16 protein-coding genes are annotated in these 17,279 nt (G+C 65.9%); 3 read left to right on the forward strand and 13 right to left on the reverse strand.

Annotation, left to right across the window (positions count from 1 at the left end; all coding sequences use genetic code 11):
• The first annotated feature begins 120 nt into the window (after nt 1-120).
• Complete coding sequence (gene gspD / locus FVQ98_RS07885; protein ID WP_255507686.1) at nt 121-2,886, forward strand: type II secretion system secretin GspD; 2,766 nt, start codon at nt 121-123, stop codon at nt 2,884-2,886.
• Nucleotides 2,887-2,895: 9 nt separating this feature from the next.
• Nucleotides 2,896-4,296: a GspE/PulE family protein gene (locus FVQ98_RS07890; protein ID WP_147912888.1), complete on the forward strand. Its 1,401-nt coding sequence runs from the start codon at nt 2,896-2,898 to the stop codon at nt 4,294-4,296.
• 385 nt (nt 4,297-4,681) lie between these two features.
• Here the strand turns inward: FVQ98_RS07890 and soxB are convergent, their stop codons facing one another.
• From soxB to FVQ98_RS07940, 10 genes are all read right to left on the reverse strand, one after another.
• Nucleotides 4,682-6,418 carry a thiosulfohydrolase SoxB gene (soxB, locus tag FVQ98_RS07895; RefSeq protein ID WP_147912889.1) on the reverse strand — a complete coding sequence of 579 codons (1,737 nt, stop codon included), beginning with the start codon at nt 6,416-6,418 and terminating at the stop codon, nt 4,682-4,684.
• Between the two features lie 60 nt (nt 6,419-6,478).
• Nucleotides 6,479-7,159: a sulfur oxidation c-type cytochrome SoxX gene (soxX, locus tag FVQ98_RS07900; protein WP_147912890.1), complete on the reverse strand. Its 681-nt coding sequence runs from the start codon at nt 7,157-7,159 to the stop codon at nt 6,479-6,481.
• 12 nt (nt 7,160-7,171) lie between these two features.
• Nucleotides 7,172-7,984, reverse strand: coding sequence for a sulfur oxidation c-type cytochrome SoxA (soxA, locus tag FVQ98_RS07905; protein ID WP_147912891.1), 813 nt, complete (start codon nt 7,982-7,984; stop codon nt 7,172-7,174).
• A 96-nt stretch (nt 7,985-8,080) separates the two neighbouring features.
• Nucleotides 8,081-8,392: a thiosulfate oxidation carrier complex protein SoxZ gene (gene soxZ, locus FVQ98_RS07910; protein ID WP_187265673.1), complete on the reverse strand. Its 312-nt coding sequence runs from the start codon at nt 8,390-8,392 to the stop codon at nt 8,081-8,083.
• Between the two features lie 144 nt (nt 8,393-8,536).
• Nucleotides 8,537-8,995 carry a thiosulfate oxidation carrier protein SoxY gene (gene soxY / locus FVQ98_RS07915; RefSeq protein WP_147912892.1) on the reverse strand — a complete coding sequence of 153 codons (459 nt, stop codon included), beginning with the start codon at nt 8,993-8,995 and terminating at the stop codon, nt 8,537-8,539.
• A gap of 99 nt (nt 8,996-9,094) precedes the next feature.
• Nucleotides 9,095-10,165 (reverse strand): c-type cytochrome, encoded by a 1,071-nt coding sequence (locus tag FVQ98_RS07920; RefSeq protein WP_147912893.1) that lies wholly within the window; start codon nt 10,163-10,165, stop codon nt 9,095-9,097.
• The gene (soxC, locus tag FVQ98_RS07925) at nt 10,149-11,528 is read right to left on the reverse strand and encodes a sulfite dehydrogenase (protein ID WP_147912894.1); all 1,380 of its coding nucleotides are present in this window, start codon (nt 11,526-11,528) and stop codon (nt 10,149-10,151) included. The genes FVQ98_RS07920 and soxC overlap by 17 nt, the downstream gene beginning before the upstream one ends.
• Nucleotides 11,529-11,667: 139 nt before the next feature.
• Nucleotides 11,668-12,003, reverse strand: coding sequence for a hypothetical protein (locus tag FVQ98_RS07930; RefSeq protein WP_147912895.1), 336 nt, complete (start codon nt 12,001-12,003; stop codon nt 11,668-11,670).
• Nucleotides 12,004-12,105: 102 nt separating this feature from the next.
• Complete coding sequence (locus FVQ98_RS07935) at nt 12,106-12,615, reverse strand: thioredoxin domain-containing protein (RefSeq protein ID WP_255507687.1); 510 nt, start codon at nt 12,613-12,615, stop codon at nt 12,106-12,108.
• Nucleotides 12,612-13,598 carry an MBL fold metallo-hydrolase gene (locus FVQ98_RS07940; protein ID WP_255507688.1) on the reverse strand — a complete coding sequence of 329 codons (987 nt, stop codon included), beginning with the start codon at nt 13,596-13,598 and terminating at the stop codon, nt 12,612-12,614. Before FVQ98_RS07940 ends, FVQ98_RS07935 begins: the two co-directional genes overlap by 4 nt.
• Before the next feature lie 52 nt (nt 13,599-13,650).
• Between FVQ98_RS07940 and FVQ98_RS07945 the strand changes: the two genes are divergently transcribed.
• Nucleotides 13,651-14,754, forward strand: coding sequence for a YeeE/YedE family protein (locus FVQ98_RS07945; protein WP_147912896.1), 1,104 nt, complete (start codon nt 13,651-13,653; stop codon nt 14,752-14,754).
• 101 nt (nt 14,755-14,855) lie between these two features.
• Here the strand turns inward: FVQ98_RS07945 and FVQ98_RS07950 are convergent, their stop codons facing one another.
• The 3 genes from FVQ98_RS07950 to FVQ98_RS07960 form a co-directional block, all read right to left on the reverse strand.
• Nucleotides 14,856-15,461, reverse strand: a complete 606-nt coding sequence (locus FVQ98_RS07950; protein WP_255507689.1) for a c-type cytochrome — start codon at nt 15,459-15,461, stop codon at nt 14,856-14,858.
• A gap of 105 nt (nt 15,462-15,566) precedes the next feature.
• Entirely contained in the window at nt 15,567-16,856 is a 1,290-nt protein-coding gene (locus FVQ98_RS07955) for an NAD(P)/FAD-dependent oxidoreductase (RefSeq protein WP_147912897.1), read from the reverse strand.
• Nucleotides 16,857-16,867: 11 nt separating this feature from the next.
• Nucleotides 16,868-17,176 (reverse strand): c-type cytochrome, encoded by a 309-nt coding sequence (locus FVQ98_RS07960; protein WP_147912898.1) that lies wholly within the window; start codon nt 17,174-17,176, stop codon nt 16,868-16,870.
• Between the last annotated feature and the right edge of the window lie 103 nt (nt 17,177-17,279).

A 17,279-nucleotide genomic window follows, 5' to 3' on the forward strand; every position in this document is an offset into this window, starting at 1 on the left:
CTGACAAATCCTAGGCAAGTCGTTGTTTTTATGGAATTTTCACACAATCTGGCGCGCCGAATTCTGACCCTTGCAGGCCCAACTGCTACAGTGGAAATCGCCTGCAGAGACGTATGCCCGATGGCCCGCGCCCGTGTCAATAACCCCTTCTCGGCGGCCAGTCAACCCTGTCTGCGCTGCCTCATGCACCACGTGCTGAAGCACTGGGGCCAGACCGCGACCGCCGTCACCCTCCTGGGCGCCGCGACCATGGTCAACGCGCAGGCCGCCATCAGCGCCATCACGGGCCTGCAGAAAGACGGACGCGATGCGGTGCGCATCGAATTCAACGGCGCCACCGACGTGTCGCCCAGCAGCTTCCTGATGCAGTCACCGCCGCGCATCGCCATCGATCTGCCGGGCATCCAGACAGGGAACATGGCGAGTACCGTGCCGCTGGCGCAAGGCAACATCAAGGGCATTCGCCTGGCCGCCGCCGGTGACCGCACACGGATGGTGCTGGAACTGGCCGAGGCCGCCAACGTTCGCACTTCACGCGAAGGCAACGCCTTGCTGCTGACGCTGGAGCCGGATTCGGCCGCCTCCACCCAACCCGCCGTGGTCCTCGCGCAAGCCAAGACCGGCGATGCGCCAGCGCCCGAAGCCGCGCCCCGCAAGCGCGCCGCCGCCACGCCCGAGTCCTCCAAGGAATCGCAGCCAACAGCACGTGGCAACGTCACGCTGGATTTCGCCAACGCCGAGATCGACGCCGTGGCGCGCACCATGGCCACCATCACCGGCAGCAACGTGGTGGTGGACCCGCGCGTCAAGGGCACGATGACGCTGACCAGCACCACGCCGGTGAGCCCTGCGCAAGCGATGCGCCTTTTTTCGACCCAGTTGCGCACGCAAGGCTTTGCGCTGGTCGAATCCAACGGCATGTACGTGGTGCTGCCCGAAGCCGAAGCCAAGCTGCAAAGCAGCGCGGTGTCGGCGGGCACGCCGCGCGCCACGGGCGGCCAGATCGTCACGCAGATCTTCCGCCTGACGCACGAGAATGCCAACAATCTGGTCCCGGTGCTGCGGCCGCTGATCAGCCCGAACAACACGATCAACGTCAACGCCAGCACCAACTCGCTGGTGATCACCGACTACGCCGACAACCTGCAGCGGCTGGCGCGCATCATTTCATCGCTGGACGTGTCGAACGCCACGGGTGTCGAGGTGGTGCGTCTGCGTTACGCGGTCGCCTCGGATCTGGCTCCGCTCGTGGCGCGTCTGCTGGAATCGGGCGGCAGCGGCACGGCGATAACCCCACAGGGTGTGCCCGGTCAGCCGAACGTGCCGGTGGCCGCAGCCGCTGGCGCCAACGAAGGCTACCGCACCACGCTGGTTCCCGAGCCACGCAGCAACGCCATCATCGTGCGGGCGGCCAACCCCGCCCGGTTGGCCTTGGCCAAAACGCTGATCGAGCAACTGGACCAGCCGCCCACCACCCGCGCTGACGGCGGCAGTGGCAACATTTTCGTGGTCTACCTGAAAAATGCCGATGCCACCAAGCTGGCGGTGACGCTGCGCGCCGCGCTGGCGGCGCTGCCCGGCCAGTCCAACGCCGGTGCGGGCGGCGCAGGTGGCGGCGCCATGGCCAGCGCGGGCGGATTGAGTGCCAACCAGGGCATGCAGTCGATCAACAACGCGCAGGGCGCGAGCGGCGGCAATAGCCTAGCTTCGGGGCCGACCATCAATGCCGCGGGCAACAACCAGCCGTCGACCGGCGGGCAGATCCAGGCCGATCCGGCCACCAACTCGCTGATCATCAGCGCGCCCGAACCGGTTTACCGCGAGCTGCGCGCCGTCATCGACAAACTGGACCAGCGCCGCGCGCAGGTCTTCGTGGAAAGCCTGATCGCTGAGGTGCGCGCCGACCGCGCCGCGGATTTCGGCATCCAGTGGCAGGCTCTCGGCCGCCACGGCAGCACCGTTGGCGTTGTCGGCACCAACTACCGCTCGCCGAGCCTCAGCGAAGGCGGCGCCGTCACGCCCAACATCTTCGATTTTGCCGCCCAGTTTCTGGGGGCCAACCGGACCGGCTGGAAGCCGACAATGGCCCCTGGCACCGGCTTCAACCTGCTGCTGGGCAGCAATGCGTTGGGCATCATGGCCAACTTCATCCAGAGCACCGGGGCGGGCAACGTGCTGTCCACGCCCACCCTGCTGACGCTGGACAACGAGGAAGCCAAGTTCATCGTCGGCCAGAACGTGCCCATGGTGACGGGCAGCTATACCAACACCGGCTCCAACACCAACTCGGTCAACCCGTTCCAGACCTACGACCGCAAGGACGTCGGCCTCACGCTGCGGGTGCGCCCTCAGATCAGTGAAGACGGCACCATCAAGCTGGTGATCTACCAGGAAACGTCGAATGTGGTGCCTGGCACCCTGGGCAACCAGGCGGGCCCCACCACCAACAAGCGCGCCATCGAATCCAGCGTGCTGGTGAACGATGGCGGCATCGTCGCGCTGGGTGGCTTGATGGAAGACGCCTACCAGAGCACCGAGGACAAGGTACCCGTGCTGGGCGACGTGCCCGTGGTCGGCAACCTGTTCAAAACCCGCGGTCGCAGCCTCAGCAAGACCAACCTGATGGTCTTTCTGCGCCCGGTGATCGTGCGCGACGCGCCGTCAACCGAAAGCTATTCGCTGGACCGCTACGAAATGATGCGCGCCACGCAGCAGGCCACGCAGCCGGAGGCCAGCGTCGTACTGCCCATCAACCCCAGCAGTCTGCCGCCCGCCGTGCCCGCTCGGCCCGAGGCCTGGAGCCGGCCCGCCCCGCCGCCACCGATGATCAATCCGATCGCCGGTGAAGGCAGCGATTACAGCGGCACCACATTCACGCGTCCCTGAGGGCACGGCATGCGCTACCCGCTGCCCTACGCGTTCGCGCGAACCTCGCGCCTGCTGCTGGAAGACGATGGTCACGGGCTTACCCTGTGGCACGATGGCCACCCTGACGCTGGCCAGTTGAGCGAGGTCATGCGCAGCTTCGGCGCGGGCCCAGCGCCGATCGCGCTGCAGCAGGCCGACGCGCAAAGCCTGGCCCAGCGCATCAGCACCGCCTATTCGCAAAGCGAGTCCAGCGCCGCGGCGGTCGTGAGCGAAGTCGAATCCGACGCCGACCTGTCTCGCATCATGCAGGAGCTGCCGGCGGTCGAAGACCTGCTGGAATCGGCCGACGACGCGCCCATCATCCGCATGCTGAACGCGCTCTTGACGCAGGCGGCGCGCGACGGCGCCAGCGACATCCACATCGAAGCCTACGAGCGCCATTCCAGCGTGCGCTTTCGGGTCGACGGCGCGCTGCGCGAGGTGGTGCGGCCCAACCGCGCGTTGCACGCGGCGCTGATCTCGCGCCTGAAGATCATGGCGGATCTGGACATCGCCGAAAAACGTCTGCCGCAGGACGGCCGCATCAGCCTGCGCCTGGGCACGCGGGCGATCGACGTGCGGGTGTCCACCCTGCCCAATGCGCACGGCGAACGCGCGGTGCTGCGCCTCTTGGACAAGTCCGAAAGCAAGCTGACGCTGGAAGCCGTGGGCATGCAGGGCAGCGTGCTGCAGAAATTCGAGCACCTGATCGCGCAGCCGCACGGCATCATCCTCGTGACCGGGCCCACAGGGTCAGGCAAGACCACCACGTTGTACGCCAGCCTGGCTCGCCTGGACGCCACGCGCAACAACATCATGACGGTGGAAGACCCGATCGAATACGACCTGCCCGGCGTCGGCCAGACGCAGGTCAACAGCAAGATCGAACTCACCTTTGCGCGTGCGCTGCGCGCTATCCTGCGGCAGGACCCCGACATTGTCATGATCGGCGAGATCCGCGACATCGAGACCGCGCAGATCGCCATCCAGGCCTCGCTGACCGGCCACCTGGTACTGGCCACGCTGCACACCAACGACGCCGCCAGCGCCGTCACGCGCCTGATCGACATGGGCGTTGAGCCCTTCCTGCTGTCCAGCTCGCTGCTCGGTGTGCTGGCGCAGCGCCTGGTGCGCAAGTACTGCGCGGTGTGCAACGGCGCGGGCTGCGACACCTGCGGCCAGACGGGCTACCAGGGCCGCACCGGCGTGTTCGAGCTGCTGATGGTCGACGACGGCATCCGCGCGCAGGTGCACGAACAGGCGCCCGAAGCCGCCATCCGCGCCGCGGGCCTGGCCGCCGGCATGCAGTTGATGCGCGACGACGCCGAACGCCTGATCGCCGAAGGCATCACCAGCCGGGAAGAAGTGTTGCGCGTCACGCGCGATTGAGTGTGAGCGCCGCCTGTTGCGGCAGCTGTTTTCAAGGCTTTTGGGCCTCTAGCCTTAGCGCCAACTGCGCGGCTAGCTTCACATTCGATAGCGCAAAGGTGGCAGTTCAACCTCCAGCCGCATCACCTCGTGTTGCCCCGCCGCACCTGGCCGGCGCACACGCCACCCGCGCCGTGCCATTGCCCCGCGTTGCGCGGCCAGTGCAGACGGCGGGTCGGTGCGACACGGCGTGCAGGTTCACTCGGCCGGGTTCAATGGAAAAAAAGCGACTCCGCCCCAAGGCGAGTCGCTTTTTTCTTGTTCAAGCCTTTTTGGCTCTCGGGCCTACAACCATCTGCGCAGTCAGCTCCTTATTCAGGAGCGAGCTGGCGCAGGCGAGACGTCGTCAGGCCGCGTAACCCGAGTTCGGCAGCACGCCGCTCAGCTTGGGGCTGTTCAGCTTGCGCGGCGCGACCCTGCCGCCGCGCGCCTTCAGCCACTGCTCCACCACGTCCCAGACCATGGTCGGGTTGCGGGCTTTGGCGGCGTCTTCGGCCACTGGCGCCCAGCCGGCCACCTTGTAGGTCTTGGTGGGGTCGATCAGCTTCCCCTTCAGGCGCATGTCGCTGATGCGCTTGCCCATGCCCTCGGTCGGGCTGCAGGCGTAGGTCAGGCCGCCCACGCGGACCATGTCGCCGCCTTGCTGGTAGTACGGGTCGGGGTTGAAGAGGTTGTCGGCCACGTCTTCCAGCACCGTCTTGATCATCTCGCCCTTCATCTCGGTGAGCGTGGCGTAGCTGTAGGTGGTGGCGGTCATGTCCAGCAGCCATTCGCGCGTGATGGCCTGGCCCGGCAGCAGCGAGGTGCCCCAGCGAAAGCCGGGCGAGAAGGCCAGATCGGCGCCCTGCACGTCCATCAGCGCGTCGACGATCAGCTGGTCGCCGGTGCCGTTGAAGTTGCCGCGGCGGTACAGCAGGCCTTCGGTCACGGCCAGTTGTTCGGCCAGCTTGGCTTCATACGGGCCGCGGATCTTGGTGATCAGCGCGTCCATGTCCTTGTCGGCCGGCAGCATGTTGGCGAACACGGGCAGCAGCTTGTAGCGGTAGTCGCTGACCTTGCCGTCCTTGACGTCGAAGTCGAGCACGCCCAGGAACTTGCCGTTGCTGCCAGCGTTGGTCACCAGGGTTTGGCCGCCGCCGTTCTTGACGACGCTGGCCACCGGCATGCCGTCGTGGGTGTGGCCGCCCAGGATCGCGTCCACGCCGCGCACGCGGCTGGCCATCTTCAGGTCGACGTCCATGCCGTTGTGGCTCAGCACCACGACGACCTGCGCGCCCTTGCCACGCGCTTCGTCCACCATCTTCTGCAGGTTCTCGTCCTGGATGCCGAATTCCCAGTCGGCCACCATGTAGCGCGGGTTGGCGATCGGCGTGTAAGGAAAGGCCTGGCCGATGATGGCCACGGGCACGCCGTTCATCTGCTTGATGACGTAGGGTTTGAAGACGGGGTCGCCAAAGTCGGTGGTCTTGACGTTCTGGGCGACGAAGTCGACCTTGCCGGCAAAGTCCTTCTCGATGATCTCCTTGACGCGCTCCATGCCCAGGGTAAATTCCCAGTGGCCGGTCATCACGTCCACGCCCAGCAGCTTGCAGGCGTCGACCATGTCCTGGCCCTTGGTCCACAGCGAGGTGCCGCTGCCCTGCCAGGTGTCGCCACCGTCCAGGAGCAGTGCACCCGGGCGGCTTTCCTTCATGCGCTTGACCAGCGTGGCCAGGTGTGCGAAGCCGCCGACCTTGCCGTAGCGCTTGGCGGCGGCCTCGAAGTCGAGGTACGTCAACGCGTGCGCTGCCGGCGTGCCAGCCTTCAGGCCCGCAGCCTTGAGGAGGTGCTCGCCCACCAGGTGGGGCAGGCGACCCTTCATTTCGCCGAGCCCCAGGTTGACGCTGGGCTCGCGGAAGTAGATGGGTTTCAACTGCGCGTGGCAGTCTGTCATGTGCAGGAAGGAGACGTTGCCGAACTTGGGCACGTCGTACAGGCCCTCGGCGGCCACTGGTGTTGCGGCGTGCGCATAGCGGCTCAGGCCCATGCCCGCGACGCTGGCGGCGCTGAGCACCTGGAGAAATTCGCGTTTGGACAGATTCATATCAGCGACTGCTTAACTAAGACAAACAAAAAAACCCGGCATGGCCGGGTTGGTGGGCCCTTACTGGTTGACCGGAGACCTCGGGTCGAGCAGCAGGGCGACGATGTCCGCCACCTGCTTCTCGGTCAGGATGCCCATGTGGCCGGCGCGCGGCATGTTGGAACAAGCGTTGTAGGCCTTGCTGTTCCAGATCTTGCCCCAGGTGTACTCCACCATGGCCTTGGATTCGGGCGCATTCGGGTCTTTCACGCCACGCAGCTTGCCGTAGTTGTAGAGGCTGGGACCGATGGTGCCGAAGGAAATTTCCTTCTTGTCGATCTGGTGGCAGTTGTAGCAATTGCCACCGTTGGGCACCTTGTCGGAGTCGGTCCAGGTCATGCCACGGCCGCTCTGGGCCAGGGCTTCGCCGGCTTTCCAGTCGCCGATGAACTTGCCGCCCGCGGGCCACTTGATGGTCTTCATGTTGAGCGCCTCGATGCGCTTGGCGGTCTCGGCGTCGAGCGGTCTGCCCGACACGTCTGCGGCGTTGCAGGCGCGGATCGTCTCGTCGTCGGCGAAGACCTTGCTGACTTTGACGATGCCCTTGTCGTGGAAAGACTCGCCCACGATCTTCTGCGTGAGGGCGTCGAGTTCGGCCGACGACTGCGAAGACGTGCTGCCGCTGCCGATGTCTGTGGCACACCCGGCGACCGCGACGGCGGCCAGAATCGAAAGCGCGAAGACGGAAGTTGGGGATTTCATCGGGTTTCTCCTTCAGCGCTTGATGGTGGGAACGGCTGATTTGGCGCCCTTGGCGTTGACGCCCAGGAAAACGCCGAGCGCGACGGTGGCATCGCTCGCAAAGGTCGGCTCCGGGAAGCGCTGCTGGCGGTAGCAGTCGTTCAGGCGGTGCTGCATGGTCCACATCTGGCCGTTGGACACGCGGTAGGCCGGCCATGCGGCAAAGCCGATGCCGTCGCCCGGGTTCTTGCGCAGGTCGGGCAGATCCTGCAGGCGGATGCGCTTGCCTTCTTCGCCGTGGCACGAGGCGCAGGCAAAGTCGTGCGCGCCACCGCGCTGGTAGAACAGGCGCTTGCCAACCTGGTACATGGTGCGCTCCTGCGCATGCGACTGCGGCAGGTTGAACTTCATGTCCTTGGACTGCGCGGCGATCCAGGTCGCCAGCGCGGTGGTGTTGGCGCGCTCACCCTTGCCCCATTGGCCATTGACGATGGCCTTCGGGTCGATGCCCTGCAGCGTGCTCATGCAGGTGACGAGGCGCGATTCCAGATCCTGCACCTTGCCCGTATCGGCAAAGAAGCGCGGCAGCTCGACAAACGCACCCTTCACCACGCCCGGGCCTTTGCCCAGGTCGCAGCGCTCAAGCGACGCGTTCTTGGGTCCACGTTTTTGCTTCCACAGGTCTTCGCCCTTGGCTTCGAACAGATCGGCGGGGTTGCCGTCCTGCAGCATCTCACGGTATTCCTCGATCGCCTGCGTCGAGGATTTTTCCTGGGCCAGCGCGCCACCGGCGAGGGCCGTCGCTGTCAACGCGATCGCCACGCGCGCCATGAGGGAGTGGTTCATAGGAATGTTCTCCGTTCTTTTACTTCACACAAAAAAAAGCGGGCGTGAAGGGTATGCACGCCCGCTCTCGCGCCCTGCGAGGCCAGTCCTCGGGGCTTACGACACCGTGGCTTCGTCGGTGCGCGTCTCGCCCTTGTTGTCTTTCCAGGTCACGGAGATCTTGTCCCCGGCCTTGGCGCCTTTCAGCGTGAACTGCAGGAACGGGTTCTTCGACACCGCCGGACCCCACTCGCAGCTGAACACCGGCTTGCCGTTCAGGCTGGCCGTGACGTCCGAAATGTGCCAAGCCGGCACCAGCTTGCCGGAAGCGTCCTTGCGCTGACCGGACTCCATCTCGTGGCTCATGAGCACGCGCACCGTGGCCTTGTCGCCAGCGGCCTGAGCGCGAATTCGCATTGGATCTGCCATGTTCTTTCTCCTAATTCAATTCAGTACTTGCCGGTCGTGCCGCGCCCGCCTTACCAGCGAACGCCGTTGCCGGACCTGTGCCGGCAACTGGCGTTGTCCCCCTTGAGGGGGAAGGCGCGCAGCGACTCAGGGGGTGACCATCAGTTATCCGCCGCAGCCGCCCAGGGTGACCTTGACTTCCTTCTTGGCGTAATGCGCCTTGCCGTCGGCGGTGATCGCCACGGCGTAGACGTCGGACGATTCGCCCATCTTGGCGCGCGTGGAGAAACTGGCCTCGACTTCCGGCGTCACGTTGAACACGGACACCAGGGCGTTGGGGTTCTTCTCGACCAGCAGCACCATCTGCTTGACGTTAGGCAGCGATGAAGCAACAGCCAGCGGCACCACGGCGCCGTTCTCGGCGATGTCGGGTGCCGTCAGCGTGACGGAGGTGCTGGCAGCGGGAGCGCCGCTGGCGCCCAGCGCCTTGAGCGCGTCGTTCAGGCTCTTGGCTTCGAACGCGGCCTTGTTGAAGGCCAGCGCGTACTGCGGAAATAGGCCGGTGCCGGCCAGCAGGCCAGCCACCACGGCACTCTGCTTCAGTGTCTGTCGACGGGTTTGCATGGGGTTGATACTCCTCAAAATTAAGTGAATGCTAATGCGTTCAGTGGGCATGCGCATGGGGGAAACCCCCCCATTGGTGCATGTGGGGTCGCGCAGGGCTTATTTCCCGGCGCCAGCGGCCAGCCAGGCCGCGATGGCCTTGGTGTCCGCCTCGGGCAAGGTTTGTGGTGGCATGGGGATTTCGCCCCAGGTACCGGAGCCGCCAGACTTGATCTTGGCCGCCAGCACGTCGGGTTTGCCGGGGTACTTCTTGGCAATCTCGGTGAAGCTGGGGCCCACCAGCTTGCCGTCCATGTTGTGGCAGGCGGTGCAGGCGTGGGTCTGCGTCAAAGCGATGGCAGCGGCATTCGGGCTGGCTGCACCGCCGGCAGGGGCCACCACCTTGACCGGGCCGGCCGCGTCGCCCAGCAGGCCTTCGGCCTTGGTCGTGTCGCTGCCGCGCTGCGGCCCGACGGTGCGGTTCTGCTCGCGCAGGTTGCCGTGGTTGTTGCGCGCATGCTCGGGCAACACCGAGGTGGTCTTGGGCTCAGGCCCGCAGTTCTTCATGCAGGCGACGGCCTGCACGTCGGGCTTGGCGGTGCCGCCCAGCTCCTTGCCCGGCCACATCGCGTGCGCGGTGGTCATGCCGTCGCGGTTGGGCATCTTCTTCTGCACCTCAGCGATGTTCTTGTCGGACAGCGTGAAGTTCTCGGGCACGACATGCGCCAGGTTCAGCAGGAAGGCCGTGACCGCGTACACCTCATCGCTGGTGAGCGACTTGGGCTTGTCCCAGGGCATGGCGCGGTTGATGTAGTCCCACAGCGTCGAGACGGTGGGCACCTTCATGAAGGTGGTGCGGCCCGGGAAATCGGTGCGCTTGAGCGTGGCCACGTGGCCAGACTTGATGTCGTCCGCCGTCGTGCCGCCCACCAGCGGCGAGAACACCGAGTTCAGTTCGCCAAAGAAGCCGTGGCAGGTCGCGCACTTGGCCTCGAACACGTCCTGGCCCTTGGCCACGCTGCCGCTGCCCGGGGGCAAGCCCTTGAAGTCGGGGCGCACGTCGATGTCCCACGCGGCCACTTCCTTCGGCGTGGCCGCCCGGCCAATACCAGGAAACTTGTCCTGAGCCAGCGCCGGTACTGCGCAAGCAGCTATCAAAAGCGATGCAACCGCTTCACGACACTTGAACATTCTTGACCTCGCCGTTTTCCTGAACCAACCAGGACTGGATGGCGTTGTTGTGGTAGATCGAGCGCGATCCGCGCACGGCACGCAACTGCTTGTAGCTCGGCTGCACGTAGCCGGTTTCGTCCATGGCGCGGCTCTGCACGATGGCGGGCTTGCCGTCCCACACCCAGTCGAGATTGAAACGCGTGAGGCAGCGGTCCATCACCGGCGACTCCAGCCGCGCGGTGCGCCAGTTGCGGCCGCCGTCGACCGACACGTCCACTTTCTTGACCTTGCCGCGGCCCGACCAGGCCAGGCCGCTGATGTTGTAGAAGCCCTTGTCCAGCAGCACCTGGCCGCCCGAGGGCGTGGTGACCACGCTCTTGCATTCCTGGATGCTGGTGTACTGGCGGTGCTGGCCGTCGGGCATCAGGTCGATGTAGTGCACCGCCTCGTCCTTGGTGGCGTAGGGCTTGTCGCCCAGCTCGATCCGGCGCAGGTACTTGACCCAGCTCACGCCCTGGATGCCCGGCACCACCAGGCGCAGCGGGTAGCCGTTTTCGGGGCGCAGCATTTCGCCGTTCTGCCCATAGGCGACGAGCACCTGGCCGGAGGTGATCATGCTCATGGGGATCGTGCGCGTCATCGACGAGCCATCGGCGCCTTCCGCCAGCACGAACTTGCCGCCCTTCAGGTCGGCGCCGGCCATCTCCAGCAGCGTGATCAGCGGCACGCCGGTGAATTCGCTGCACGACAGCATGCCGTGCGAATACTGCGCCGTGGGCACGGCCACGTTGCCCCACTCCATGCCGGTGTTGGCGCCGCACTCGATGAAGTGAAAGCGCGACACGCTGGGCAGCCGCATGATTTCGTCCATGGTGAAGACCTTGGGGGTCTTGACCATGCCGTTGATCATCAGACGGTGCTGGGCCGGGTCGATGTCCCACCAGCCCTGGTGGTGGCGCTCGAAGTGCAGGCCGCTGGGCGTGACGATACCGAACAGCGACTGCATGGGCGCAAACGACACCGACGCCTGGTTGGTCTGCGTCAGACCGGGGCTCTGGCGGCGCTGCACGTTGCCTTCGTACTTGGACGGACGGCCATAGCCGTCGGTCACGACGGGCTGACCCAGGCCGGTGCTGTGGGCCGGCAGCTTGAGAATCGCGGCTTCGCCTTCGCCCACCGACGGCGCCTGAGCGCTGGCGCGCGCCGCAGCGCCACCCGCCACCGCAGCGGCGAATGCGCCGCGGATGAAGTCGCGGCGACCCTTTTTGGCCTCTGCAAAAACAGTTCGGACGCCAGCGGCGTCCAGGAAGTTCTCTGGCGCCTTGCGCAAGCGTCCTCGTTCGACGCCGGCGGGCGCGCAGGGGATTTGATCGTCGGGCATGAGTGTCAAATTCTTTATATGCGCAAATGATTATATTAACGGGTTTTCGCGCAAAACAGCATGGGGTAAGCCCCGATTTGGGGAACTTCCTTTGGCGTCGCGCATCCCAGGCGCGCGGCAGCCCGCGTCGCTACGCGGCTCACTGCTTGAACTTGTAATGGTCGCGGTTCAGCACGGCCGCCACCGCCGTCACATCTTCCGGGAACAGGCCGAGGTTCATCTCGGTGTTGCAGCTCTCGACCATGCTGCGCAGCGCGCTGGGCGTGTTGATGCGCCCCTTGGGCCGGTAGATGGCGTTGCCATCGTCCGCCCATTTGCGCGCGTGGCATTCGCTGCACTTGTTTTCGGCGATCAGCTTTTCACCGAGCTTGAGATCGGCGTCCTTGAAGATGGCAGGCGTCTGCGCCATGGCGGCGCTGCCCAGCCCCAGGGCGCCTGCGGCGAGCCATGAACGAATGCCAAGCGCTGTGTTCATCGTCGTCTCCTTGTTGTCGATCTGCCAAACGCTATCTTTTACATAGCTGCCCGCGCTTGATCCTGTAGCGCCGCAGGCCAAAAACACTTCAAATCCGACGCGTCATCCGGCCAACGCCTTGCGCGCCTGCTCCAGCCGCCGGTCCAGGTAGGCGGCGTAGAAATCCGTTGACCCGCCCACCAGCCGGTCCGCCACCTCGCGGCCACCGGGGCCGAGAAACAGCACCGTCGGTGCCACCTTCACGGCCCACGCCTTGACCAGCGCATCGTGCCCGGTCGCCCGCCCCTGCGCATCCACCGTGCGCTGGGTGCCGCGCATGTCGACCTGCACCACCGGCAGCGCTTGCTCGGCGTGCATCGGGCCCAGGTAATTGTTGCGCACCTCTTCGCACCATGGGCAGCGGTGCAGGCTGACCATCACGACCAGCGGCTGCCCGGCCTTGAGCGCACGGTTCAGCTCGTCGGGCAGCGACTTCGACAGCGGCAAAGTGCGTGTGGCCGCGCGCGCTGGCCCATCCGCGCCGGCCGCCCATACGCCGACCAGCGCCACGGCAGCGCTCAGCGCGCGGCGGCGCGGCCAGGCGGGCAGCAGAGAGGGCGGCCAGTGCGTCACGGCGTTTCGTGCTCCATCAGCAAGTAAGTGTTGTACGCGTTCATGCGGTTGGCGGGGCCGAACAGGGGCATGTGTTCGTACTGGCTCCAGTCCGTGGCCTTGTAGGCCTCGTCGAAGGGTGTCATGTCGCGCGCGGCCTCGCCCATGGTCTTGCGCAGGTACACCAGGTAGTCGCGCGTCAGCTGCATGTCCTTGCGCGCCTCGGTCGATGCGGGGCCGTGGCCCGGCACGATGACCTGCGCATCGAAGGTGAGCAGCTTGCCCAGCGACTCAATCCAGTTGCGGCTGTCGGCCTGCCCGACAAAGGGAATGCGGTTGCGAAACACCAGATCGCCCGCGTACAGCACCTTGCGGCTGGGGATGTAGACCGCCACGTCTTCCGGCGTGTGCGCCGGGCCAACGGGCTGGAGCACGAACCGCGTGTCGCCCACCGTCAGGTCGCGCTTGGCGTCGATCCACTCGGTGGCGTTGACCAGGTGCGTCTGGTCGTTGATCCAGGGTTTAAGTTCGTCGCGCGAGGCCTGCAGGCGCAGCCGCGCGGTATCGGAAAACAGGTATTCGCGCCCGGCCTGGTGCGCGATGATGCGCGCGCCCGCCTGTTGAAACACCTGCAGGCCATAGACATGGTCGGCGTGGTAGTGGGTGACGATGACGTGCGAGACCTTCTTGGGCGTGATCTTGGCGATCTCGGCCAGCAGGCGCTCGGCCAGCGCGGGCGAGCCCAGCGCGTCGATCACGACCACGCTGTCGGACGTGACGACAAAGCCGGCGTTGGAGATGAAGTTCTGGTTGGCCGGCGAGCCCAGGGCCGACAGGCCTTCCACATACCAGCAGCCCGGCACGACTTCGTGCGGCTGCATTTCGACGGGCGCTGCCGGTGCGTCGGCCGCGTTGCCGTAGCGCGACCAAGCCAGTGCGGCGCCGCCAAAAGCCGCGCAGACGCATCGCTGAAGAACTTGACGTCGATCAATTGCCCCCTGCATCTGGGCCCCTTATATTTATAAGCTGGTACTTAATTGATTATCGGCAAAGGCCATGGACCTGACAAGTTGGGTTGAGCAGTACAGTACCGCCGCGGTGCTCGCGACCGGCGGCGCGGTGATCGGCGCGCTGTTCGGCTTCTTTGCCCAACGCTCGCGCTTCTGCCTGCGCGCCGCGGTGCTGGAGTTCTGGCGCGGCAAATTCGGCGAAAAACTGTCGGTGTGGCTGCTGGCCTTCTCGACCGCGGTGGTCGTGGCGCAGGCGCTGGTGCTGACCGGCCACCTGGATGTCACGCAGTCGCGTCAGCTCGCCGCGCGCGGCAGCCTGTCGGGCGCGGCGGTCGGGGGCTTGCTGTTTGGCGCCGGCATGATCATGACGCGCGGCTGCGCCAGCCGGCTGCTGGTGTTGTCGGCCAATGGCAACCTGCGCGCCCTGCTCTCGGGGCTGGTGTTCGCGGTCACGGCGCAGGCCTCGCTGGCCGGCGCGCTGGCGCCGCTGCGCACCGAAGTGTCGAGCTGGTGGACCGTCGATGGCGGCGCGGCGCGCGACCTCCTGGCACGCGTCGGCAGCGACCACTGGGGTGGCCTGCTGTTTGGCCTGGGCTGGATGGCCGTGGCCATCGTTTTCTCGCTGCGCACGGCCAACCGCTTCTGGATGTGGGTGGGCGGCATCGGCACCGGCCTGGCCGTGGCGCTGGCCTGGTGGTTCAGCTACGCGGTGTCGCAGTCCAGCTTCGACATGGTGCAGGTGCAGGGCCTGACCTTCAGCGGCCCGTCGGCCGAGTGGCTGATGCGCGTGCTCACCACGCCGGGCACCCCGTTCGGGTTTGACGCGGGCATGCTGCCCGGCGTGTTCATCGGCTCGGCCCTCGGCGCGCTGATCGGGCGCGAATTCAAGGTCGAAGGCTTCAAGGACGGCTACAGCATGGCACGCTACATCGTCGGCGCCATGGCCATGGGTTTTGGCAGCATGCTGGCCGGCGGCTGCGCGGTGGGCGCTGGTATGACGGGCGGATCGATCTTCGCGCTGACGGCGTGGATCACGCTGCTGGGCATGTGGGCCGGCGCTGGAGTGATGGACCGCCTGCTCGCCGAGCCGGTGCAAACCCATCATCCGGCGACGCAGCGCGCGCCCGTGGTGGTGCCGGTGGCGCCCTGAGTGGCTGCATGGCAGACAATGTCCCGCCCCGCACTATTTCAAGGCAAATAGCGCTGTAGCCCTAGAACCATCTGCGCAAACAGCTACCGAATAGATAGCGTTTATTGACCACTCAGGTACTCGGCCACCGCCGCCATTTCCTGCGGCGTGAGCTTTTCGGCCACGCTGTGCATGACGGCGTTGTCGTTGTTGCGCTCCCGCTTGCTGAACTGCTTGAGTTGCGCGTCGGTGTACGCGGCAAACTGGCCGGCCAGACGCGGCAGGGTGGCGCTGCCCGCCCCGTCCGGGCCGTGGCAGCTGGCGCAGGCGGGCACCCCGCTGTGCTTGTTGCCGTGCAAGTACAAGTAGCGGCCGGCGGCGGCCAGTTCGGCGTCCTTGGCGGCCTCCTTGTGCGGCGGCCGGCTGGCGTAGAAGTGGCCCAGCGCCCGCATGTCGTCAGGCGACAGCTCCGTCACCATGCTGGCCATGGCCGTGCTCTTGCGCTTGCCGCTCTTGAAGTTTTCCAACTGCTTGGCGATGTACTCGGCGTTCTGTCCGGCCAGCCGCGGAAACACCTCGCTGGCCGATTCACCGTCGGCGCCGTGGCACAGAAAGCAGGAGCCGCCGATGATTTTCTTGGCCCGCTCTTCGTTGGCCTGCGCATGCGCTGCACCGGTCGCCGCCATCAACAGCAGCGCCATGGTCCAGGTGTGAGTTCGTCTTGCCATGAGGTCCACCAAAAAAAGCCGGGCCACCAAGGGCCCGTGAATCGCTCAAACAGTTGCACCGTGCGGTGCGGTGCAGCGACGCCGCAGCGCGGCCCCGCCTTGCCATCACGCCAAGGTGTCGGCCCAGATGTTGTTGGCCCAGGCCATGGCGTAGCGGCCTTCCAGCTCGCTCGCTGCGGCCGACACCCCGCCTGAACCAGGCACCGTGAGCATCGTCTTCTGCGCGGCGTCGTAGCGGTGGACACTGGCCACGTGGACCACGTCAGTGTCGCTGACGAAGCTGTAGCAGGTGTTGTTGTAGATCGGCAGGTTGTTGGGCGCGCGGCCCGAAAGCAGCGCCACGATGGCCGCCGCGGCGACCTTGCCGTGCTGGTTGGCCATGTGGCCGGACTTGGGCATCAGCGGCGCGACCTGCAGCGCGTCGCCCAGGATGTGCACGTTCTTGGCGGCCTTCGATTCCATCGTCAACCAGTCGACCTCGCACCAGCGCTTGTTGGCGGTGGTCAGGCCCGCGTTGTGGGCGATGTCGCCCGCGCGCTGGGGCGGCACCACGTTCAGCACCTGCGCCTTCACGTCGTCGTTGAACTCGAATTTCAGCGTGCCGGTGGCGGCATCGACGTCGGTCAGATTGTGCTTGGGACGGTATTCGATGATGCCCTTGTAGCGGTCGGCCCAGGCCTTCTTGAACAGCGGGCCCTTCGAGGTGACGTCGTCGTTGGCGTCGAGGATGAGCACTTTGGACTTGGGCTTGGCCTTGCTGAAGTAATGCGCCACCTGGCAGGCGCGCTCGTACGGGCCAGGGGGGCAGCGGTACGGGGCGAGCGGAATGCTCAGCGCGTACACGCCGCCATCGGGCATGGCTTCAAGTTGCTTGCGCAGCGCTGCGGTCTGCGGGCCGGCCTTCCAGGAATGCAGCACCTTGTCCTGCGCGCCGGGCTTCTTCATGCCGGGCAGCGCGTCCCACATGAACTCGATGCCAGGCGACAGTACCAGTCGGTCGTAAGGCAGCGTAGCCCCCCCGGCCAGCTTGACCTGGCGCTTGTCGACGTCGATGCCCACCGCGCGGTCCTTGGCGATCTTCACGCCATGGCGCCGGGCCAGGTTGTCGTAGGGCGTGGTGATGTCCGCCATCTGCTTGCTGCCGCCGATCACCAGGTTGGAGATGGGGCAAGAGATGAAGGCGTCGTTGGGCTCGACCAGGGTCACATCGATGCCCCCGTCGGACCACATGCGCAAGTATTTGGCCGCGGTGGCACCACCGTAGCCGCCGCCCACGACGACCACCTTGCCGCGCGCCGAGGTGCCGCTGCTGCCGCTGCCTGTGGAGGCGCAGCCGGCCGTGATGCCGAGTACCGAAGCCGCGGAGCCGGCCTGAACGAATTGACGACGATCCATGGTGCGCCTCCTCACTTCTTCTGGGCCGCGAACCAAGTCGCGATGGCCGCCAGCTGTTCGTCGGTGTAACCCTTGCTCAGCTGATGCATGATGGTCGCGGGCTTGGCGCCGCTCTTGAAATCCATCAGCTTCTTGAGCATCTCGTCCTTGTTGCCACCAGCGAGGGGCTCACTGCCCTTCTGGGCGTTGCCATTGGTGCCGTGGCAGTTGGCGCAAGCCGCAGCCCAGCTGCGGACCTGGCTCAGATCGACCTGAGCCTGCACCGCGCTGGTCGCACACAGTGCGACGGCGGCAAGGCCCAAGGACAGTGGCAGTTTCATGGCGACTCCTCGGGTTGGCATTTCACGGCGCGGCGACAGATTCGCCCGCGCTTATATGCGTCCGATGATAGGGGCGCCACCCGAGACATCTGCTCAGGACTTA

The sequence above is a fragment of the Ottowia flava genome, assembly GCF_008017535.1.
GTDB classification, from domain to species: Bacteria; Pseudomonadota; Gammaproteobacteria; order Burkholderiales; family Burkholderiaceae_C; genus Ottowia; species Ottowia flava.